The 24637-nt window shown below is 42.9% G+C and carries 14 protein-coding genes; all 14 read right to left on the bottom strand.

Annotated features, from left to right (window positions below):
- Window positions 1-5: 5 nt before the first annotated feature.
- Entirely contained in the window at window positions 6-1208 is a 1203-nt protein-coding gene (locus tag AC6H3C_RS03450) for an anaerobic sulfatase maturase (RefSeq protein WP_497519258.1), read from the bottom strand.
- Window positions 1209-1292: 84 nt separating this feature from the next.
- Window positions 1293-2849 (bottom strand): sulfatase family protein, encoded by a 1557-nt coding sequence (locus AC6H3C_RS03445; RefSeq protein ID WP_497519257.1) that lies wholly within the window; start codon window positions 2847-2849, stop codon window positions 1293-1295.
- 1076 nt (window positions 2850-3925) lie between these two features.
- On the bottom strand, window positions 3926-4939 hold the full coding sequence (locus tag AC6H3C_RS03440) for a DUF1735 domain-containing protein (protein WP_497519255.1): 1014 nt from the start codon (window positions 4937-4939) through the stop codon (window positions 3926-3928).
- Between the two features lie 18 nt (window positions 4940-4957).
- A complete protein-coding gene (locus AC6H3C_RS03435) occupies window positions 4958-6673 on the bottom strand; it encodes a RagB/SusD family nutrient uptake outer membrane protein (RefSeq protein WP_497519253.1) in 1716 nt (571 codons plus the stop codon).
- Between the two features lie 21 nt (window positions 6674-6694).
- Entirely contained in the window at window positions 6695-9742 is a 3048-nt protein-coding gene (locus tag AC6H3C_RS03430; RefSeq protein ID WP_497519252.1) for a SusC/RagA family TonB-linked outer membrane protein, read from the bottom strand.
- Between the two features lie 27 nt (window positions 9743-9769).
- The gene (locus tag AC6H3C_RS03425; RefSeq protein ID WP_497519250.1) at window positions 9770-11608 is read right to left on the bottom strand and encodes a RagB/SusD family nutrient uptake outer membrane protein; all 1839 of its coding nucleotides are present in this window, start codon (window positions 11606-11608) and stop codon (window positions 9770-9772) included.
- Window positions 11609-11626: 18 nt separating this feature from the next.
- Complete coding sequence (locus AC6H3C_RS03420) at window positions 11627-14974, bottom strand: TonB-dependent receptor (protein ID WP_497519249.1); 3348 nt, start codon at window positions 14972-14974, stop codon at window positions 11627-11629.
- A gap of 1034 nt (window positions 14975-16008) precedes the next feature.
- On the bottom strand, window positions 16009-16974 hold the full coding sequence (locus AC6H3C_RS03415; protein ID WP_497519248.1) for a phosphotriesterase family protein: 966 nt from the start codon (window positions 16972-16974) through the stop codon (window positions 16009-16011).
- A gap of 2 nt (window positions 16975-16976) precedes the next feature.
- Window positions 16977-18368, bottom strand: a complete 1392-nt coding sequence (locus AC6H3C_RS03410) for an FAD-dependent oxidoreductase (RefSeq protein WP_497519247.1) — start codon at window positions 18366-18368, stop codon at window positions 16977-16979.
- Window positions 18369-18408: 40 nt separating this feature from the next.
- Window positions 18409-19344 carry an IS982 family transposase gene (locus tag AC6H3C_RS03405; protein ID WP_497516243.1) on the bottom strand — a complete coding sequence of 312 codons (936 nt, stop codon included), beginning with the start codon at window positions 19342-19344 and terminating at the stop codon, window positions 18409-18411.
- 115 nt (window positions 19345-19459) lie between these two features.
- Entirely contained in the window at window positions 19460-20248 is a 789-nt protein-coding gene (locus tag AC6H3C_RS03400) for a sugar isomerase domain-containing protein (RefSeq protein ID WP_497519245.1), read from the bottom strand.
- A 25-nt stretch (window positions 20249-20273) separates the two neighbouring features.
- Window positions 20274-21167 carry an ROK family protein gene (locus AC6H3C_RS03395; protein WP_497519244.1) on the bottom strand — a complete coding sequence of 298 codons (894 nt, stop codon included), beginning with the start codon at window positions 21165-21167 and terminating at the stop codon, window positions 20274-20276.
- 40 nt (window positions 21168-21207) lie between these two features.
- Entirely contained in the window at window positions 21208-22035 is an 828-nt protein-coding gene (locus AC6H3C_RS03390) for an SDR family NAD(P)-dependent oxidoreductase (protein ID WP_497519242.1), read from the bottom strand.
- 117 nt (window positions 22036-22152) lie between these two features.
- Complete coding sequence (locus AC6H3C_RS03385; RefSeq protein WP_497519241.1) at window positions 22153-24435, bottom strand: beta-galactosidase trimerization domain-containing protein; 2283 nt, start codon at window positions 24433-24435, stop codon at window positions 22153-22155.
- Window positions 24436-24637 lie beyond the last annotated feature (202 nt).

Genomic DNA, 24637 nt, shown 5'->3' with positions numbered 1-24637 from the left:
CAAATCTACCTTCTCATAAAATCATCAAATGCATTGTAAACACCACCGGTTTGCTGTTTTGCCTGATGAATGGCTTGCCGTTCCTGCCATTGTGCGGCCAACTGTTTCAGTGTTGGATCAGTATGTTTAAAAAACATTTTATAGGTAGTACAGAACCGTGGCCGATGGTGATCTGCCGGATCTTTGATCCGGTCTTTGGTACATCCGCCATAACAATTGCGTAACCAGATGCACTGACGACATTCGCGCGGCAACACCGCTTTGGCCTGTCCGAAAACCGACTGTTTTTTCGAGTTCAGCATATTAATCAGCCGGTCGTGCATCACATTGCCCAGCTTCCATTTCTGCTCCACAAAAAAGTCGCAGCTATAAACATTCCCGTTGTGTTCAATCACCACATACGAGCCACACTCTTTCATCATCGTACATTCGGGCGCTTCCATGCCCACATAACAGTAGAAAACCGATTCAAAATGCCGGATCGATGTCGTTGGTTGGCCGTCCACGAAATCAGCTAACCAAAGGTCAAACAACTTATTCAGAAAATGACCGTAATCCCCCGCAGCTACAGAAAAGTCAGCCGCTTTGGTCGGGTCATTCTTATCTGTTTCTACGACCGGTATAAATTGCATATAGGTCAGTCCCATCGACTTGTAGTAATTGTACAACTCTTCCGGGTATTTTACTGAGTGGCTGGTTACGCAACACATAGCGTTGAGTGCAACCCCCTCCTCAATCAACATCCGGGCATTGTCCTGTACTCTTTTGTGAGTACCTTTGCCGCCTTGGTCAAACCGATAACGATTATGTATAAACTCAGGGCCGTCGAGCGAAAGGCCAACTAGCCAGTCATATTTCTTCAGAAATTTAGCCCAATCCCGATTCAACAATAATCCATTGGTCTGCAAACCATTTCCAACCAACTGGTTGTGTCCGTATTTCATCTCAAACTGAATGGCCTTCTGGAAAAAGTCCAACCCCATCAAGGTCGGCTCTCCTCCCTGCCAAGCAATCGATACATTTTTTCCCGATTGCTGCATAACTTGCCGGATTGTTTCTTCCAAAATTTCATCACTCATACGGTGTGTTTTTTGCTCGGAAAACAAAGCCGATTTCTCAAGGTAAAAACAGTAGGTACAATCCAGGTTACAATCAGGGCCCGAAGGCTTAATTAGAACAGAACTTAGTGGTTTATGCTTTTTTGCCATTTTTTTTAATCTCTGGTTTCTATCTATTTTCTCTGGACAAGGCCACGAGCTTGGCTTACAGTAAAACAACCAAAAGCTCCAGTTTTACTCCAGTTTAAACTGTTCTATCTGGGTAGATTCAGGCTCTCTTAACCGCTCAAAACTATCAATCATTTCCTTCAGTTTCGCGGGGTTTTCTTTCGCTACATTATTTTGTTGACTAATATCGTCATTCAAATTATAAAGCTGATAGTCTTCCGAATTACCGATTTCGATATCAACCTCTTGCGACACCGCCACTCCTTTGTACGGAGGAATCATCAACCAATTTCCTTTGCGTAGCGCTGTTCTGGTGGTTGCTTCCAGAATCAGGCTTTCGCGACCTTCGTCCGATTTACCCAGCAACACATCCAGGTAATCCTGACTATCAGTCGATTTCTCTTCGGTGCCGGTCAGGCGGGCCAACGAAGCCAGCAAGTCCATTTGACAAATCATCGCATCAGATACTTGCGGCTCAATACGGCCTTTCCAGTAGGTAATAAAGGGTACTCGCGTTCCCGCTTCATACAAACTGTATTTCCCACCGCGAAGTGATCCGGCTGGTTTATGAGCGCCTAGCTTCTCAACTGCATCGTCGTAGTAGCCATCGTTCAACACCGGACCGTTATCGCTTGAGAAAACAATCAGCGTTTTTTCAAGCAGTCCTTCAGTTTCCAAAGTCTTGATAAATTCTCCAACACACCAATCGGCCTCCAAAATGGCATCGCCGCGTGGTCCCATTCCCGATTTACCAACAAAGCGTTCGTTCGGCGTACGCGGAACATGCGGTTGCTGCAACGCGTAATACAGGAAGAATGCCTTATCCTTGTGAGTTCTTACATAATCTTGCGCGATCGCCAAAAAGTGATCTGCCATGTCAGTATCGCTCCATTTGGCCGATTCGCCACCCTTCATATAACCGATTCGTGGAATACCGTTCACAATGGTGTTGTTATGCCCGTGATGCCATTTCATGGTGCAAAGTTCCGGATTGTCTTTCCCGGTTGGCTGGTTATCAAAGTTGTGTTTGTAATCCACTTCAATCGGATCGCTCGGATCCAGATTATCAACCTTCCCGTTGTTGATATAAACAGTTGGAACCCGGTCTTGGGTAGCGGCCATGATGTATGCATAATCAAAGCCCACTTCGTTTGGTCCGGGAGAGATGCGCGCGTTCCAGTCTACGTCTCCTGTTCCAAGACCTAGATGCCATTTACCAACGATTGCTGTTTGGTAACCTTCGGCCCGTAGCATTTTAGGCAGGGTTTGCTGCGCGGTGTCGATCAGCAACGGTGCTGTTCCAGGTAAAATGCGGGCATTTTTATTCCGCCACGGATAGGTACCGGTTAATAAACCGTAACGACTTGGTGTGCATGTTGCCGAGGTTGCGTACCCGTTTGTAAACCGAATACCGCCATTGGCCAGTTCGTCGATGTTTGGGGTTTGAATGGCAGTTGCGCCATAACAACTCAGATCGCCATAACCTAAATCGTCAAGATAAATCACGACAATATTAGGCTTTTCAGACTCTGGTGTTGCCCTATTTGTATTCACCTGGCATGATGTAAATGAACCTGCGGTAGCTATTGCAAGACCGCTGAGAATTGTATTTTTACCTAACATATTTATAATTTTTTATTATTCATTTACTCCTATTTGGGAAACTTCACCGTTTGAAGATCTGCATCTCCTGCTTATATTTCGTCTGTTAAAATCAGTCTGACTTTTGTGTAACATCAATTTCAAATCCGAAATAGGGCAAACTACTATCAGTTCTTGCTTCTACCCTCCCCTTTCTTGAATTGCTTCAGTTCGAATCAGGATCGTCTCAATTCTCGCTTCCGCTTTAGTTTCCTCAACATTCTTGATTTCAGCAACGCTATCAGTTAAGCATCTATCTTGGTTTCATATTCCCGAACATTTGCCCTATTTTCATCAACTCCGCCAATGAAAAAAAGTACATCATTGCACCCGACTTGCGGTTGACGAGTACCCTTTCAAGCCAATAATTATGTTACCAACTTGGCCCAGGTTCGTCATGACACGATCAGACACCTTGTTGCCATCGCTACAACCAATCGTGTTCAGTAGTAGATCTTGACACGAAAATGCACAACTTCGACCGTTTTATTTACATGCTTCCAACTACAGCCTTAAAAGAACTCCTATTGGTACAAACAAATATGGTCATCATCTGACTATTAATCTCACCTATCCCCAAGATATAACCCGACGCAAATCTTGCTTAAATTTGTTACCCATTTTTTTAGAACTCGTTAAATCGGCAAGTCTACAATTAATTTTAATGAATAGTAGTCTTCCATGCATGACAATTTCATAAAAACAGATTATGCAGGAAGCCAATCGAGTGTAATAAACAAACAAACCAGCAAACTGAACAAAAGAATGTCCTTCCATATAAAGTTTTCTAATTAGTTCCAACAATACCATTTATAAAGCATTCTGCACCAAGTCACAAACCTTGAGTAAACAACCATACATATTAATTGCCCCTTCTTTACATTGCGTGTAATATTCTGTGAATGATACGAGATACGCCCAGATGCATTGATCACCTGAAAAGCGCAATCGTCACTCATAAAAAGGGCACTGATTTGTGAAACAAGTGGTCCTAGCATATACTAGGACCACCTTACTACTACAAAAACTCTAAACTAAACTAAACTTGCCCATTGAAGTCAATACACGGTAACAGTATTCGTTCTATAGGTAACATCGTTGTTCCTGAAAACGAGAGTATCTTTGACTATGTGTAAGCTTCCCGCATTCATATACTGGTATTCCAGATATAAAGCGTCATATGCCTCGCCCCCCCATGAGCCACCGTCGGCGACCCATCTGCCTGATCCTGTCACTTGCTTTGGAGAAGATGCTACACTGCTTATCGTCACATTTCCGTTCACATCAACAGAAAGGGACATGTTATTCGCATTACCAACATCATTACCCACCCCATTGCTAACACAAGAGGAGCGTCCCGTGGTCGCCAAACTAATTAACTGGTCTTTTTCGACATCTTTTTGACGAAACACAACAGTATCCAAAGGAGTAGATCCCGTAGCATCGTATCTTACATCCACTCCTCTATGTAAATAAACACCGTGGTATGGATTAATATAAGTGATTCCAAAAAGGGTATAGTCCTTTGGAAGTGCATTCGGGCTCCAGTCTGCCGGATTGTTTCTGTTCGGGTTGGGAACATAAGGAAATCCATGTAGCACTGAATCGGCATCAGAAGTGGTAATTCGTAATGGAATTACATAGGTGCCTTTCAGCGCTTCCGGATCATCCAAAAACGCATCGGTCAGCTGGACTTCGACCAACCCGTCGAAACTACCCGCGGGTATGGTGATCGTTCCCGCTGGTGTTATGGTATAATAACTGGTCGGAAGAACACGGATGGTATCACCATTTTGATTAGTTAATCTATCGGCCAATGTGTTGTCGACAACATAGTTCACACTCCAATCCTTTGGATTTTCGTACATCCCTCCTATGCTCGTACCAATATGAAACCTCAGTTCCTTATCCATTGAATTATCTCCACGGTCATTTCCCAGGATAAGTGTTCGGACAGGATATTGCTGAGGGAAATAAACCGCATTAAAATCAAAATCCGGAAATTCGATATCTGTGTTCTGGCAGGCAAAGGCCAGAAATAGCACAGAAACTATATACAATAATTTTTTCATAATTTATTAATTATAAGATTACCATCCACTGTTTTGAACTAATGCATCATATTTCAAAACTTCATCGTAAGGTATTGGACCATATTGCATGTAATCCTGGTAAACCCGGCTCTCAACACTCTGGTAAGAGAACTCCCCGCTGGCTCCGTTCCGGAAACTACCACTGACCGGCGCGTTCATTGTTGTAAGTTCGCTCCACCTGCGGATATCCCAAAAACGGTGTCCTTCAAAACAAAGTTCAAGCCTCCTCTCGTTACGGATAAGCACCCTCAACTCGTCCTTCGATGTTAGGGAAGTCAGGTAGTTGTCTGGTTGTTCAATACCTGCACGTTCGCGAAGGGCAGCAACAACATTCCGGGCAGTAAAACCAATTCCACCTCCGTCAACATCAGGCCCCCAAGCTTCGTTTGCCGCCTCAGCATAATTCAGCAACACTTCCGTGTAACGGAAAAATGTATAAAAGTGAAGTTGGGTAACCGAGGGATTTTCCAGCTTTACACTAGGGAGCATGAACTTTCTTAAGTAGTAACCAGTACGCGTGGAATTTTGCTGTACGTTCACTCCGTCTTTAGGAGCGCCCACGTAAGTTCTGAAAACCTCAGGGTCGCCCAGTCCCAGTGTATTCCCGTCGTAAAGAATGTAGAAACTTAAACGCATATCCCTGTTATTATAGGGAGCGGTTGGATCAAACCCGCTTAATGGATCATCAATAGGATAACCGTTTTTCATCGGAAAGGCATCAACCAAATTCTGGGTCGGATTTGTCCTGCCTTGACCTATCCGGGAAGGTGGAAAGTTAGCTGACTCCATTGAAAGTGAACTGCTCACTGCTCTTGACCAGATCACATCATCATTGACCGGCCCAGAACCGTATGCATAAAAGGTGAGGGCCGAAGAAGACAAGGCAGAAGGAGTTCCCTTAGCTGATTGATAAAAACTACCTGCTGCATTAGCAGCATTTTCCCATTTTGATACGTCATTAGCAGTATTATATGCCGGGCTGGCAGCATAAAGTAAAACCCGGGATTTTAAAGCTCGAACCGAATAACCGTCCATCCGATTGAACCAGAAAGAGCCCATTGCCTCATCAAAATCAGCATTTCCTGTGTTCACGTAACGATCTGGAAGCATGGATATTGCTACGTCGCAGTCACTGATAATTTGTGCAACACATGCTTCGTAAGTATCTCTTGGAAGTTGGTAATCATCTCCCACATTAATGGTCTCCTTGACGATGGGGAAACCTAACAAATTTCCGTTTGCATCCTTTCCTGCATGTGCCTGTAACAACTGAAATTGGTAATAAGCACGCAACCCGTGTGCTTCGCCTGTTAAACGCTTTTTATGCAACTCGTTTATATACTCGTCTTCGGCCCATACTGTTTGGTCTAGACGATCAAGAAAAGCGTTAATGTAAAAAATCTGATTGTAAGCGGTTCCCCAAGTGCCCACCGGGTTGTTTTGCGCAGTCCACTCACCTCTTACCATTCTGACGATGGCCGAAGATTGGTCGTTTGAAACAGCATCGTCACTTGCAACATCCAACTCAAAATCATATTGCGAAGGCAGTGCAATATAAGCGTTCATCAACAAGCCCTCTACGTAACTCGGGTTTTCCATTAACTGCTCCTCAGTCAAGCGGTTTTCATGCTCAGGAGATAAAAAACTCTCACACGATGAAACTATGAAACCCAATGTTATTGTTAGAAATAATGTATAAATGTATTTTTTCATTCTTCTCAGTATTTTGATGAATTAAAATTTCAGGTCACAACCTATGGCAAAAGAACTCATCGAAGGGCTCCCTCCAGGGTTGAGAAGTAGTTTTTCCTTCAACCTGGAAAAAGTAGCCAAGTCGGAACCTCGGAGGTAAATATCCAGTCCTTTAAACCACGACTGGTCAACATTCAAAGAATAGGTCAGCTGGAGCCTGTGGATATTAAATACATCTACTTTTTCAATCCAGTAGCTTGAGGTCTTAAAATTGTTGTTATTGCTCGAATTAGCTCCTGTAGATAAACGAGGATAAGTAGCTGTAGACGCATTGTCTGGCGTCCAGTAATCTTGCGCAACAACTGAATACTTGACTTGATTGTCATCTATCATGTAATAGGAATTCGAGAAAATTCGGTCTCTGCCTGATGTACCCGTACCTACAGCATACAAACTCCAGTTTTTATAATTCAATTTTACTTCAACACCATAATTCAGGCGGGCTCTTGAGTTCCCGATTACTTGCTGGTCTTTAAAGTCAATCTGGCCATCATTGTTCAAATCTTTGTATTTGATATCACCTGGATTTAGCTCCAAACCGAACTGCGAAGTAACATTCCCTTCCGAAAATAAACCATCGGCAACATAACCAACAATCGCATCTGTAGGTTGACCTGTCAGATACAAGCATGGGGCTTCTGGATCATAAACTTCATCACGTTTCAGAATCTTGGGAACGACATAAGTCATGTTAAAACCAATGTCGTAACGAAAATCCCCTTTTTTGTTCGAAATTCCAAGTTTCAAATCAACCCCCTGATCACGGTCTTTAGCAAAGTTTTCATACGGAATTACGCCTCTGAATGCAGGTGAAAGGCTTTCTTTTTGTACAACCTGTCCATCCAGCGTACTAATGAAATAATTAGCTTCAACTGATAACCTGCTGTCTGCTAAAATAGCTTCCGCTCCAACATTGAATTCGTTTCTGTCCAAAAAAGTCAAACCAAGATTGGCCACCCGTGCGAAGATACGACCGTTGTTATTGTTTCCTGATAACTGGTTAAAACTATAGGTTCCTTTTTGACCATACAGGGTACGATAATAGTTATAATCACCGATGCCACGGTCGGTCTTAATATTGGCATAACTTGCTTTCAACTTCAGGTAATTTATCAAACGATTATCTTTCATAAAACCTTCTTCACTTATCACCCATCCGGCTCCAAAACCAGGAGAAAGGTGATACCTGTTGCCTTTGGCTAGTTTTCCGCTGCCCAAGTAGACCCCCGACAATTCAGCAACGAATCTGTCATCATAAGTGTAGTTGGCCCGAAATCCGGCGTGCTGGTTTTTTATACCGTTATATACAGACAATTCCCTGGCATTACTCCAGTATGCTACACCGGCCGCCGTAACATGATGTTTCTCTTTAAAAGTGCGATCGTAGTTAAGTGTCCCATATATCTTGTTTGACCGGTATGTTGCCTCGTCCGAAAGCGACTGGCTTTGGGCCTTTTTATCCTCATCATAATAATTAGCAATAACAAGACTGTCTGAACCGTCGATAACTGAAGGCACATACCCCCGGTCATAGACCCGGTATTGATTCCCATAACTGAGGGTGTACGAACTTAAAGCGTCAAACGAGTAATAGACCTGTCCGCTCAACCCGTGGGTAACTTTGGCCAGATCCAAATTCATCCCAATACTGATTTCGTATGTTCGCGACTGATAGGTGCTGTAACCTCCCCGATCAAAGCCGGCTATCACATTGTTTCGATACTGGTCGGTACCACCGAAAAGGTATTGGTTTTGATACGGTTTCGCTGATGCAAGCAGGGCAGAATCGCCAACCTGTCCCATGGGGATTAACAACGGGAAAGCATTAGGTAGCAGACTACCGGCAGCGCTCCAAAAATTTAAGTTCGGTTGGCGGTTTGCCCCGTAGCCTGCAAGCGCATCTAACCGGACTTTCACCACGTCGTTCAACTTGTAATCGATGTTGCCCCGGAAGCTAAACTCGTTGTTTCGGGCATTTGCCCCTTCTCCCATCTTGTAAAGATTGCCGTTACTGTTCCATCGTAACAATGAATAATACTGCGCCCGGTCGTTACCCCCCGATGTTTCCACATCCAACCGATGAAAATTAGAAAAATCGTTCAAAAACTCCGACGTGTAATACTCCTGGTTCGGAAAATGAACCAGATCAATACCAGCCCTTGTATTTTCAATGCTGGTCTGATCGTACAACGCAGACAGCCCGTCGTTAGCCAGCGCTTTATTGTAATACTCCATATAGTTGGCTGCATCGAGGTAATCTGGGTATTCTCCCCTTGATTTTCCGATACCGCGCTCACCATAAACGTCAAGTGTTCGTTTATACGGCGTACCGCGCTTCGTAGTGATCAAAATTACCGGCTGGTTGGCCTGCGCACCATAAAGCATCCGGGACAGGCCATCTTTCAGTAACACAATTTGATCAACTTCGCGCATTCTTAACTTGCTTAACAGGTCAAAAGTGCTCAACGACGACCCGTCATCAGATGACGCACGAGGAAAACCATCGATAACAACGATGGCCTTACCGGTCCCGCGGGCGTTAATCAGACTGTTCCCTGAGATTCTCCCGGCCACAGCGTCGTATACACTCTGCTCTGCATCGTACTGAGACACTTCGTTGGAATTGATCACATCTACAGCGCCCACAATTTGGCGCCTGGACAACTGCCCAAAAGGTACATTCACCTGGTCCCCCTCACCCATAAGCAACGGGGACTTTTCCAACACAACCGGAGAACCTGAAAGTAGCTGCCCGGCTGAGACCAACCGGCTAGTGTAACCTTCAGCTTCAATTCTTAATATAGACGACTGGGGAACCTGTACTTCGAACTGCCCGTACTGCCCTGAATGGACCATTAAGGTGCCTTCATTACCGTAAATAACTGCATTCGATATCGGTGTGCCGTCATAATCAGTAACCGTCGAGTTTACCTTCGATTTATTATCCTGGGCAAAGGCACCTATTGCTGCCAGCACAAAAATCATGTACAGGCATACTCTCTTAATAGCTAATTTATGATATTGATTCATAGATCTTGTTTTTTCATTAGATAATCCTTACCATCCCGGGTTTTGATAAAAGCCTGAGTATAACTGGGTCTGATCTAACGGAATAGGCATCCAGTAATGACGTTCTTCGAACACAATTGTCCTGAAAAGAGTTTTGTTGAAATATGTCCAGTTTTTATCAAACTCAAGCCCGTGAATTTGTCTGTTCTTTTCCAGGTGCGCCTCGTGCCAGCGGCGAAGGTCAAACCAACGGTCTCCCTCAAAATATAACTCGACTTCCATCTCATTGTGGATTCGTTCACGGAATACCTCTTTATCAGAAGTAAACTTGCTGTTTACCGGCGGCATGATTGGGACGCTGGGATCATCAGCTGACATAGGCCTGTCGCGTAAAATGTTAATAGCGCCGACAGCGCTAAGAGGAAGACCTGAATCCGTTCCATTCGGCCCGTATGCTTCGTTCATCGCCTCAGCGTAAATCAAATAAGCACTAGCCAGCCGCATGTGTGGGCAGGCTTCACGGTACTGCGCGATCTGGTTGTCAAACTTATTAACGGTCTTGGGCCATAATTTTTTGAATGCATATGGAGTAGGGTTTGTCGAATTGTCGTCCCGACCACCTTTATAGAACTGCAAAGCCTGTGCTGCAGCCTGTTTGACTGTCCACTGGTCACGGTCGACCAGAATACCGTTTCTCAGGCGTGGATCCCTGCCCTCCCATGGGTTCATTGGATCAAAACCCGAATCCGGGTCGTCAATGGGAAGACCTGAAGCCTGCATCTCGAACATGTCCACCAAGTCCTGCGACGGAGTGACATTTCCAGCACGAGCGCCTCCTGCTTCAAGTCTTTGGACTAAATAATTACGATTAATTACACTTCCAAGAATACTAGATCCAAAATTCCTAAAATTTCGATTAGCGTCTAAGAATTCCATGAAAATCGTCTCTTCCGTGTAACACTGGAACCCGTCGTTACGCGCAAACTGATCGTTGTACTCGTTCACGTTGGTTGATCCTTTGCTTATAGGCAAGAGCTTGTAAACGCCCTGGTCGGCAAGTTTAATCACCTCATACGCTGCCTTTGCTGCACGCTTCATGTAATCTGTGTCAAAAATATAGCCTGTTCCTGTCGATTCGTTGACCATCAACGGGCTCCCCGCATACAATAAGGCTTTAGCCTTAAAAGCGTGCGCGGCCCCTTTGGTCACTCGTCCGACCTCGTGCAAATCCGTCCCTTTCGCCCAACTCACCGGCAACAATGCGATAGCTTTGTCATAATCCTCAACCATCCGCTCTACCGTTTCCTGGAAGGTCAAACGGGGAATGTTCAGGTCATCGTTCGGCCCGAGATACTTGTCAACGTACGGCATTCCTCCGAAAGATCGGATAATTTCCCAATAGTACCATGCACGGAAGAAATAGGCCTGCCCCACTATCTTATCCCTCTCCTCCTGAGTCGCATCGACCAGCATAGGCAGCTTTTCCAAGGCCAGGTTTACCTGACGGATACCATACCAGCTCCCCCGCCATATTCCACGCCTTTTGTCACCATAGCCTCGGTTGTTCCCGGTATCGTAAGGTGCTTGGTTGGACGGCGATATCAGCCACCAGTAATTGCCGCGCTGCGCATTTCCTGTTGAGGCCACCTGGTTATAGGTCCCTTCATTTGAAAAGATAAGCGTAGATCCTTCATTTTCCCCCCAATAATCGATCATAAAGGTATAACATTCGTCAATAAAGCCTTGAAAACCTTTGTAGTTCGCAAAAATGTAATCTTCTGAGATGGTTGCCTCTGGTGTCTCGTCCAGGTATTCATCGCACCCTGCGCCCAAAATGGCCAACAGGGACAGCAAGCATATCACTTTATTATTGAATTTCATTTTCATCTCCTATTTATTTAGTTGTTACAATCCTACCTTCAACCCGAAAGTAATCCTTTTCATTAGCGGGTAAGAGGTATAGACTCCTCCACCGCCCGGATTGGAGGGCCCTTCGCGGTTCTCTCTCAGCTTAGAGAAAAACAGCAGGTCATACCCCGTAACATATAGGCTCAAACTACCAACTCCAACTTTCTTCAACTGTGCCTTGTTCAGTTTATAAGCAAGTTGAACATTCTGGAGCTTCAGGTATGAACCGTCAATCAAATTATATTGCGCAAAACCAGATGTTTGCTTGGTGGATTTGTACCGGATAGCGTTAAGGGACGCAGAAGTAGTCTGTCCGCGTTCAGGGCTCCATGAATCGTCCCGATGCCAGGGGAAAGCAACCGAATACACGTTATATGGCCATATGGTGTAGTAGCCTTCATCTATTGTCACATTGTATACTCCGTAGAACATTGCGCTGATCGAAAACCCTTTGTAACCTGCTCCTATCGTGAACGTGTAGTTATGTTCAGGACGAGAAGGATAGCCGTAAGGTACGCGATCCTTAGCATCAATGACTCCGTCAGCGTTAAAATCAACGCTCTTGAAATCTCCCGGCAACCTGTTCGCATTAGACGCATCAAGCACCGTAGTGTATAACTCGTCCCAAGACTGGATCACCCCCGCACTCAGATATTCCCTGGTCTGCCCGATGGCAAAACCAGCGGCCTTTTGGTAATCAGGACGAAGTTGAGGGTCATCTTTGAAGATAATACGATCCTTGGCATATCCGTGCGAAGCTTGTAGAGAAAATGATATCCCGTTACGAAAACGCGTGTCGTATTTTAACTCCGCTTCATAGCCTTTTGTTTCTGTCTTCCCGAGGTTTCCCGGGGGAAGGTTTGCCCCGAAAAGATCATAGTTCGCTCTGTCCGCACTTTTTATCAACATCCCGTCTCGATTCTCTTTGAAGAGCTCAATACTGGCCTTAATCTTATCATTGAAAAAACCCATGTCAAAACCAAGATTTTGCTTCCGCGCAGTCTCCCATCGTATATCTGGGTTTGCGATATCTCCTTCCTCCGAGAGAAAGTAGCCAGAAGGTTGCCCCGTAGGAATGCCAAAAATCCAGCTCTTATCGTAAACATTCCAGCTGTTCACATAAAGCCAACGATCTATCCCATCATCGCTTCCTACCCAACCTAACGAATAACGAGCCTTCAGGCGGTTCCACCACGGAAGAGCATCCTGGAAAAATTTTTCGTTTGAGACCATCCAACCTGCCGCCAAACTTGGGAAAAATCCGAAACGGTACTTCCGGTCAAATTTTTCAGAACCGTTGTAGCCGCCATTGGCTTCGAAAAAATACCTCGTGCCGAAGTTGTAGGTTACACGTCCGACCCAGTCTTCACGTTTGTTCGGAAAACCGGAACCGGAAGCACCTTCGTTACGGTTCATTAGCGCGAGGGCCGAAATGGCATGTTTCCCGAAATCTCTTGCATATTCCAAACGGAACTCGTAAAACAACCTCCGGCTGTTTGAATTAAACTCTTCGCCACTCCATGTGGTCGGATTTAAAACCCAGCGGTAACCAGTTTTAGGAATAATTGTGTTCCAGTGTGTGTACAATTCGATGTTTTCCAAATCATCCACAGCCTCCTTATCGATCCATTTAGTCTGGATATTAGAGCTGCCAACCCGGGGTCCCTGGGATGAATACCTATTATCGTATGATACACTTGCCCCAGCGGACAAGCCTTTAGTTATCATGTCCAACTTCTGCGTCAACTTGATGTCCGTCGAAAACTGCACCCGGCTGAAATAATCAATGCCCCCAAAATTCAACAACACGTAGGGGTTCGGGAAATCCGAATTATCGTCGGCATAAGTACCGTCCGAATATTGCACCGGAAACGAGTCAGGCGGGCGAAGGTAAACCCCGGACCAAATTCGCCAGTTGTTACTATAAGCGGCAACATCCGACTGACGTCCGTAGCTCCCGGCAAGATTCAAAGCTACGCGGGTAGTAGGAGTGAATTGGAAATCAAGGTTACTGCGAATATTCAAACGGTCAAAGTTCATCGATGGCTTGTAGCCTGTGCCTAGGTCTTTTCCGTCAATAATACTCCCCTCGTGGGTATAGCTCAACGCCCCAAAATATTTCACAAACTTGGTCCCCCCGGCGACATTCACACTCATTTTGTAAGATGAGGCGATATCCTTTACCATATAATCACGCCATTTCACATCCGGGAAAAGCTCAGGGTATTCTTGAGTTTTATAATACTGCAGGTAACGGTATGGCGTATAAAAGTCCCACGAAGGTGGATTGACTGCCAACTCGTTCTGAATAGCACGGTTCTTAAGCTCATTCACATCATACGAGTTCATGGGACTTGCAATCTTAGATATAAAAGACATCGTGTACTGCGCATCAAAATTGATCTGCGCCTTGGACTCGTCACCCCGTTTAGTAGTCACCAAAATAACTCCGTTGGCCCCCTTTACACCGAAAACCGAAGTTGCCGACGCATCTTTCAACACCGAGATACTCTCAACTTCGTTCGGGTCAACATCATCGATCGAACGTTCAACCCCATCAACAAGTACCAAAGGGCTTCCACCGTTCCAGGTGGACTGACCCCGAAGAAAAATCTGGGTACTTGCATCGTAATTTTGTCCACCTCCCTTCGGAGAAAAACCACCGGGCAACCCCGAAGTCTTAATGGTTACCATACCGGGGATCAAACCAGTTAGGGAATTGGCCACCTCAGGTACATTCATCTTCTGCAGCTGGTCCCCTGTAGCCTGCGAGATCGCCCCAACAACACTTTCCTTTTTTTGTTCGCCGTATCCTACCACAACAACTTCTTCAACTCCTACAGTAGTTTCCTTCAGGACGATATTAAAAAACATTGAAGTACCAATTAATACTTCTTGTTTTTCAAAACCCACAAATGAAAAAACGATTGTAGTTGCACTATCCGGGATTTCTAATGTAAAGTTTCCGTCAAAATCTGTTATTGTTCCGGTAGTTGTCCCTTTTACAATAACTGAAGTCCCCGGAATGGGTTCACCAGTTATGTCAGTCACTTTTCCAGACAATGTTCTTTTTACTGATTTTGGCTGCTCTGAGTTTTCATTGATCCTCTCCTGGACTCGAGCCGGGATTGTTCGGTCCGGTGTCAGAATTATCTGTTTCTTTAATATCTCATAGTGTATCCCGGAATCTTTAAACAACTCGTCCAAGATTACTTCAATTGATGAATCCTCAATCTTTAAATCCACTCTTTTTTTCAGATCAACTACTTCATTCTTGTAGATAAATACAAATTCACTGTTTTCCTCAATCTGATGAAACACGTCCAAATACGATGCTTCTTTCAAATCGAACGTCAGTTTTGTTTGATTAGAATAAATCGATGCCGACACAGTCATCAGCCCTGAAAATAACAAAAAAACAGTTAGCTTAGTAATTAACAATAGATGCTCCAAGTACCTCCTAAAGGGACCCTTCTGCAAGTGATTTTTTTTCATAAATTTGTACTGATTAAAATTATTAACTCAATTTAATCTTAGTAATTTCCGGTGGATGTTGGCTCATCCATCGTTTTTTTGAAATCCGTTTTTACTTCATATTTTATCAAGTTTTGGTTTTTATAATTAGGTATCAAATTTTATTCATTAATTATTCTCCAACTTCCGACTTTCAAATATTTTTCAACGCGTATTTACAATCAATTAAGTTCTACGGTACTTTGTGTCTTTCCTCTACTCTACAACTATTTAAGTGAGACTTTTAAGTACATCTAGCTTATTTTCACCAACTCCAGAGTGGTTTCACGACTATTCACTCATTTGATAAATACTATTTATTCCCAGAATTCTTCTCCCGATTCACTCAATAAATTCCCATTTTCTAACATCCATTATTACGAAGTCTGGTAAATTTTATATAGAATGAATGAAATCGTTAGATATAGACTTAAAAAACCAAGAAATTGATTCTATAGTGTATTTTAGACTCAGCTTACCTTAAAAATAGACGCGGAATGTCAACCCAATGCAACCAGAACCATAACCAGCCCTTCTTTCTTGATTGAACCAACTCTCACACTTGAAAACCAAGGATCGTGAGAAATTATATTTGCGAAGAACATTATAACACTTTCGTGCCTTTCTAAGTAACTTAGAGTTTTCGTTACTCGCTCCTTTGACGTCCAACATAATCATATATTGTTTGTTTCTCAAAACAGTCTTTAGCATTGAAGAACAATAAAAATTCATATCCTTCTTTGATTATTTTCAGAACTATTACTTCTGACCAAAAATGCCGGTGATAAGGTAACTTTTCAAAACACTTGTAAATCTGAATTTTTTGAAATTTTTAATAGTAATCAACAGTGATTGCCAATTTATACCTATCCATTTTTATCCCAAAATGAATAAAGCTTTTGTGGATTGGAGAAAAATAAGCTTCCTAAATAGATATTTAGCCCTCGTGTTTCTAATTCGCGCCAGAATTCAGTTAACAAATATATTAACCCAGGTTTTCCTCCATATGAACGCCAATAAGTATTTTTCGCCATATCCATTCCTACAACAATTCGTTCCGCATAATGAGGTAACATATTTTCAAGCAGAACATAAGTCCAATTATCCTTCTTCATTTTGAAACGAAAATGACTATCATATTCAACATAAACACCTGTTTGCATCAGATCGTGATGAAACGAGAGATCTTTTTGTTTGTCAACATGGGAAATAACGACATGATTAAGATTTGCGCCCAACTTCGAAAACAATTCGACTTGTTCCATTGCCAGTTTTCCTCCGTTGGTATGTGTTAGAATGGGAGCTCCAGTTGCAGAATGAGCGTTTACCGCCGCTTCAAATATTTTATGCTGATGGTCAGTAATTTTCTCATCACCGGTTGCCAGTTTAATCATACCTGCCTTGTAAGCAGTCCTTTTTACAATTGGGCTGCTATAGTCAAGCAAGTCAATACCTTCAGTTATGTCTCTAACAAACAAATCTGTCAATTCGTCGACCGTCAATTGATATCGCCAATGGTTGGGTGGATAATAAATTTCATGATGAATCCCCGTTGGTACGATTATATTCACATTTGTACTCTGGGAAATCTCAGCTAATCTCAAAATACCCCTTCCACAAGCAGCCGGCATGGTATCCACCATCGACCGCCCACCATACTTATAAAATTCGTTTAGTTCTGATCTAATCCGTTCTGTATCATTCAGAATAAATTCCGGATTACTCATGGTTACAAAGCTTTCCTCTATTACTATGTGTTCATGGGAGTATGTCAGACCCATCTGTTCTGGGTGTATATCCGCTAACACGGTTCGGACAAACGGCGTTTTCATTATTATAAAACGTTTTTCTTACTAAAATTATATTTCCAACCATCTCTACCTGTTTCCGCTATCACATCAGGTACCTCCAAAATTTGACCCAGATTCACCAGGTTCTCCCTTAGTATTTTAACATCTACTTCGTTTGCATCGCAATCCTTACTCAATGATTGAATTGCTGCCAAACCTGCGGCTTGTCCCATACTCATCGTCTGAGCCATCGAACGGCAAGAAGCGTGAGCATCATGCGTGGCTGAAAAGCAACGACCTATCACCCAGGTCAAGTTACTATCACGAGGAACAAGAGTTCCATAAGGAACTCCATAAATACCTGTGCCTGGAATATATTCCCAATAAGTTTCGTCTTCACCTTTTTCCCCTTTCCGGTGGTCCTCAATTGGGGCGCCACATAATAATACAGACGTTTCTGGTATTTCACCAGCCAGACACTCCTCTTTTGTAAGACGATGCTCACCATATACCCTGCGGGTTTCTCGAACACCTATCTGGTGTGATAATCCAATTATCTTTGAATTTTCATATCCTGGGACTTTTTCTCGAAAAAATCTTTCATATTCAAACGACTGTTTCCTCCCTTCAATCTCTGCCTTAGTCAATTCTTCAATTTTCAAGGCACTCAATTCTGAAACTTTTACAGCCACTGTAGAAATGCAGCCTGGTTGGCACATCTGATGAGATGAGCCTTCTTTTCTTGGTAACAAATGAGTTTTGTTTTCGAAGGCATCGGCCATTCTTTCTTTCATCATTTTGTTTCCGCCTGCCTTTTCAAATTTTTGCTGATCAACATTACACATCCGGAAGATAGTTGTCATACTTTGAGCCGGTTCTTTTTCCCCAGCCAGTTCAATTTGACAAGCTGACAAAGAACAAAAATCCGCATCGCCACTAGCATCTATTACCCTTCGGGCAATTACTTTATAAAAACCTGACTTATTCCAGAAGATACAGGTTGTCCGTTCTTTTTCTTCTGCGATCACGTCAACCAGGGAGGTATGCAGTAAATAATTTATCCCAGCTTCTGAAATCATTTTATCCCATACCAACTTCAACCTTTCTGGATTATAATTAACACCCGTACCTGCACCATATGTATTGGGTCGCAAAAAAATATCATTAGTTTTATCCAACTCATTCACTACCTCATCTGGCAAACCACCAACAATTTTTCGGGGACTGATTCCTGGGGTGAAAAATCCATAAAACGTATCAAGCATTTGAGTGGAGGATCCTCCAGGAAAACCATAACGCTCAACGAGCATCACAGAAAACTTCTTTTGCATGGCTGCTGCCAAAGCAGCAACACAGCCTGATGAACCTGCACCAATCACAAGGATATCTGTTTTTGCCAGCAATGGAATTTTTGTAGGATTGAAAAAGTGAGTCATTGAATTCTGTTTAGATTACTATATTAACGTGAGTTTTGGGTTAAGCGACTAATGGTAAATAGTTCAGGAATAAATACTCCCGGAACCTTATATTCTTATTTTTAACCGATGGTTTATGGTCAAGGAACGAGTATGCAGCAAGGCCTGCCAGGACATTGACCATCGCATTTACCGGGCTTCTGTGTCTTGAATGCTCTATATCACAGATATGCTTTAGCAGATCGATGACCGATTCGATCACCCCCCGGCTTTGCAGCCACCTCTTGTCTTCGAAAAACATTAACTTATTTTTCATGTTCTTTTTGGTTTTTGTAATCAACAGGAGCCCTTGTCTTGCCAATGCTTCCCGGAGCTTTTCACTAATGTAGCCTTTGTCCCCGAAAAGCTTTCCGCACAGACCTTTACATAGCTTGACGCCCAATTCAAGGTTGTTGTCCGCCACATTTCCGGGGGTTATAATGAAGGAAACAATCTCCCCAAACTGGTTGATGGCCAAATGCAGTTTCAAGCCAAAAAACCAACCTGTCGAGGTCTTCCCCCTTTTGGCCAGCCCTTTAAAAACCTTGTGCGAATGTATCCGCAGGTTATGGCAAACCACCAGTTTGGCCGAATCAATGTAATAAGTTCCGGTAACTGCCCCCATCCTGCAGGCCAGCAAAAAACAAAAAAGGTATAGCAGCATCCTGGGTTTGAGTTGGACAAAACGGTTGTAGGAAGGCAAGCCTGGAAAATAGCCTTTCAGGTGTACCTCTACAAAGTACCTGTAATAATATTTGAAACATTTGCTCCCCTGTAAATGGTAAAACATTTCAACGGCCATCATCTCACTCATTGATAACCCGCAGGGGACTTTGGATTTTTTGTTTTGCAATACCACGGGTATTAATTTATGCTCTATTTCTTTCTCAAATTGTTGGCAGAAATCATCGGCACAACAAAAAATTTCAATTAATTTTAGTTCCAAATTTTCTGTCATGGGAGCTTTGTTTTATGTTTTGCACTTAAAAGCTCCCATTTTTTTAAATACAATCTCTATTAAACTATCATAAGTTATTAACTAATAGCTGTTTATATCCAAAACTCACGTTATATTAGCTCGAAGATTTTCCAACGTTTTCATACAGTTTTGCAATGCGATGCGCATGCTCGTCGTAAGCGTTTTCGAACAAAGAAACAGCTCTTTCATTTCCTACCACCACCGCTCCACTTAGAACCTTGGGAGGCTGTCCGGCAGCAGTTAATAGCGCCGCTAATTCCGCTTTGATACAATTTATGATTAGAGCCCCCCCAATTGTTGATCCCGGAGAAACAGGTGTATCCAATCCAGGAACATATACCATGGCATCGCCAACCGGAGCTCCAGTATCCAGAATCAGATCGGAGAAATCCCCTAGTTTTTTCCCATCATTACGTTTACTGATGGATTTTGCGGAATGTTCTTTGGTAATAATTGAAACTACCTTTATTTTTTTCTCTCTAAACAATTCTGCCATTTCTATTGGAACCACATTACATCCACTGGAAGAAATTATTAGGGCAGTGTCAATTTCCTTAAGGTCAAAATTCCGCAAAATTCTATCCGCTAACCCACTTACATTTTCCAAAAACATCGCCTGCCGTTGTCCGTTGGCGCCAACCACCAAGTTATGAAAAGTTAGCGACAACTCAACAATTGGATTAAACCCGGGGAAGGAACCGTATCGCGGCCACATTTCCTCAACCAAAATTCGACTATGTCCACTCCCGAAAACATGTACCATTCTTCCCGCCAGTATTGTCTCTGCAAAAATCTGAGCGGTTTGTCTAATTTGCTCCTGCTGTGCTTTTACTGTCGCCAGAATCTCGTCACATTTCTGTAGATAATTTTCTGTAATATTCATTTTCGTTTTACTTATAATTTTAATCTTAACTGATTTTACTCTCCATTGCAAAGCAAGCCGCTCCTACAGCTCCCGCCAAATCTCCATATTGAGCCTTCACAATCAATGCTTTGCTGCCACCTGTACGCCATTCATATTGGGTCATGTATTCTTCCAGTGGATCAAACAGGTCGCTTCCTGCTTCAGTAATACCACCACCAAGTATTATCATTTCGGGGGAAAGAATATTCGTAAGAGAAGCTAGGCCAATCGCTAATTTTCTCACAGAAGTATTCCAAACTTCTCCGGCAAAACGGTCTCCTCGATTATATGCATCCAGAAGTTTACGCGTCGAACTGAACTTCCCGAAAGTCCTCCTCTCAATAGTACAATTTCCGATGGCATCTTCCAGACTACCAGGCATTCCAGTTACATCAACATCACCACCACTATCAATAACCATATGACCAATATGCCCAGCTTTGTTAAAAGCTCCTTGGTAAGGTTTTCCCTCTATTTGGATGGCTCCTCCGACACCTGTTCCCAGTGTCAACATAATCACATTGCATATATTTTTTGCTACTCCAAATCTGGTCTCTGCCAGCATTGCAGAAATGGCATCATTTAAAACAAAAGTCTGGACTTGCAAAAACTCAGACCAATTGAAATTCTCCAGACCACTCAAACGACCTGGCATAAAAGAAATTGCCGAATTGCCTCCATTAGGTATTCCAGGCGCTGAAATGCCGACAACTAGATTCGTAACTTGAAGCTTACTTTTAATCTGTTGAACAGCTAGGTTAATGGCATTCCTCCACGTGGCACCATCATTGTCATTTGTGGGATGATAATAGTGAACTAAAATCTTTCCGAGCCTGTCAATGGCTACTGCTTTTATTCTTGTCCCCCCCAAGTCTATTCCAATTGCTATTTCTGACATATTGTGTCTTTTTGAATTATACAAACTAGTCAAGAAAGGTTTATGGACGTCCTTCACTAATAGTCCAACCACCATCAACAGCGACAACCTGCCCTGTGGTAAATTTCGACTGATCACTCATGAAATAAACAGACAATCCATCCAAATCAGACGGGTGCCCAATGCGCCCACCATCCAAAGGCTGTTTGGCCTTAATAAATGACAAGATTATATCATCTTCCGCTGCCCGCCGAGCCATTGGAGTTTCTACCAATGCTGGTGCAATCACATTAACCCGAATATTATTTTTAGCATAAAATGACGCGATTGATTTGGTGAAGCCAATGATAGCAGACTTTGCTGCAGCATATGCATGAGTTGAAAAAAATTGAGGTGAAGGGGAATAACCTAAAACAGATCCCATATTTAAAATCGTGCCTTGTGTTCCTTGCTTTAAGAATTGTTTAATTGCTGCCTGATTGGATAGCATCAGAGAAGTAAGATTCAATTCCAAGGTGCTATTCCAGCCTTCGAGGGTTAGTTCATGCAACGGACCATCTCCAAGTTTTCGCCCACTACCTCCGGCCACATGATAAAGGCCGCTAAAACTTCCGTACCTACTAATGCAAATTTTTATGGCTTTAATGGCCGTTGATGGGTGCACTGCATTACCAACAATAGCCTTTGCCTTGCTGCCCAGCTGGGATTGCGCTTCAACCACACTTTCTTCATTTCTGCCCACAACAACTATATTGGCTCCATTCTCAATAAAAGCGTTAGCGGCAGACAGCCCCAAACCGGTGGTACCACCGATAATAACTATATTTTTCTCCGACAAAATTTTAGCTGACATCGATAAATTATTTTTTTTAAACAAATAGTCTTTCACGCTGTACACATTTTTCGTTGCAGTCAACATTGAATAACAAGTTATAATCAATTATCACTATGATACGGGCACAACCACACTCATAGGATTTTACTTACATTGTATTTTTTTGAAATGCTATTTACGCTTTAATAAGTAAGCCTCTTTTTCAAGAATTCTTGCATCACGCACAGCTCTGCTATAATCGCCTGATGAGTATATAGAGAACACTCTTTCATATTCTTCTAACCAATCAGAGACATCTGCATTGAGGACAACATGCTTGCGAATCTGTTTCCTTGCATTTGCAAGTGCTGTCGCTGCACCTTGTTCATCCCCTGATGAAAACACAACCATGGACCAAACACGTATCTCTGGTATCGTGAATAATACGAAATCGTTTTCTTTTGAATAGCTCAGTTCCCGATCATCTTCTCCAGGGCAAACCAGCGTGACCCGGTCAAAAGATTTTAAATTTTCCGGCATGCGGACTTTCACCCTAACATCCCGCTGTGGGCATACATAATCGTGAGTCAGATCTACATCGTAGTTTACCATATGAAGACTTGCACTTAGACGGTTTTCGGCCAACCAAAAATTGAATTGAGTCCCTGGGCTGGCATTTGTTTCAATTTGTCTCCTTCCATTACCAGCCCATCCCATCGCAACCTCCATGGTATGGTAATCTTGGTGCTCAACCTCTAAATTTTCCATTCTCTTCTTGCCAAATCGTAAATCGTCTTCATAAAGTCCTGCTACACGCCCTTTGCCGTAATAACCAAAAGGAAGTCTAGGCAAATCACTCAGCAATGTGTCATTGTACAACTCATAGTTGGCATTTCTGATTCCAAGTTCTCCTGTCCACACCAAACCGCCTCCATTGCGGACATAATCACGAATCGCTGCTGCCTGCTCTTCGGTCAAACAAACTGCATTTGGAATTATTACAACCCGAAAACGAGTCAACTGATCATACAGATTAGTGTCAGGCAGCAATTCGGGATGTCCCAACACGATGGCCTGATAAGGAATATGTGATTCGTCAAGAAACTGACCCCACGCATCAAACCGCTGACTAGTGGTCGAATTACCAAAATCGAAAACACCGGGACTCTCCCATAAAGTTGTACTAAAAGGATATATTAATGCAACTTCCCCGATATTTTCACGATCTTGAAAAGCACTCCTGTGGTCATGGATCAAGTTTGAATAATCGATAAACCGATTATAAAATGGGCTGCGAAATTCACCTTTCGGCATAATTGTACCTCCTTCCTCATGGGTAAGGTTGAAGACACGTACCGCACCGTTTGCAAATGCTTCTCCATATGCCAGATCCTGAAACACCTGGCCATATAAGGGAATTTCAAGTCCATAACGTTTCCCCGGATTAGGGATGCGGTCATAGATTCCTCCCCGCAACCAAACTGGCTTCTTATTCCCTCCAACTGCTTGATACAACTTTATCGTTGACGCGGCCAGATGATAATGAGGATAACGAAAATATCCTTGTGTAACATCAATTTCATTTTGGATAAAATCATTTGTAGCCGACCAAAGCAATCCTTTTGCGTTACCTGTCACCGGGATAGAACGTCCATATTTCTTTTCTGCAATATGTATTTCCTTTATAAAGTCCTCCATATGCTTTTTCTGGGACAAGTTCTGAGCCAATATATATGCCCTAATAATCGGATCATCCCGCATTTCTGGAGTCTCCTTCCCGCTATAGACATCTTTAATATATTCTATCATATCAAACTTCACCAAGTCGTTGATACCCATCTCTTTTATTAATTCTTTAGAATAGTGCGTCTTGACGTAACCCCGGAATATTTCCTGACATTCGGGGCAAAAGCCCTGCCCTCCTTTCCAAGGACGAAATACATCCAGGTTTATGGCACCGTAGTAGGGTAAAAGTCGTTGGTTTTCTTCATTTAAAAAATTCTTCCAGGCTGGACGGGACGGACACATTGAGTATCGTTTCCCCCATACTACATCGCCAATCGTCTGCTTTCCATGAATATCGATACCAACACCTTTTTCTATCAGCGTTTCTCTTTCTTTTCCTTTAATCCATGGAGTTTCTGAATCCCAAAACGACGTCCACTGGTATTGAGCTCCCGAGGAATAGATTCCATATGTCTTCAACGTGTCGGTGTATTTCAATTGCCCGCTCATACACCAGTCGTTAAAATCAAAATCCATATCACGCATCCACTCGTCAATATGTATCTTGCTATCTGGCATATGGCCGATACCAAGTATAACCTGCATGTCCTGAACCCATTCCACATCTCCGGGTTTGCCAAGAATCCGATTTACATGTGAATTGGTAGCTTGACCATAAACTTTTACATTAAAGAATACAAATTCGATTATGAGTAAAAACACCAACACCTTTAGAGGTCCTTTTTTCATTTTTGAAATTTTATTTAGTTAGCAATAGCTCAATTTTTATTATTGAAATAACGTCGGTTAAAACAACAGTTCATTTGGATTTAGTTTTCATTTCACTTTTAAATAAAAAGTGGTGATTGATTGAAAACACTTCTAATAAAAACGTTCTGAATCTTGTTAGTTCTGCCTTTTGTGAAACACTGTTAATAAACGATCAACTCTT

Source organism: Gaoshiqia sp. US2 (assembly GCF_059705485.1).
This window is presented reverse-complemented; position numbering and strand designations above follow the sequence as displayed.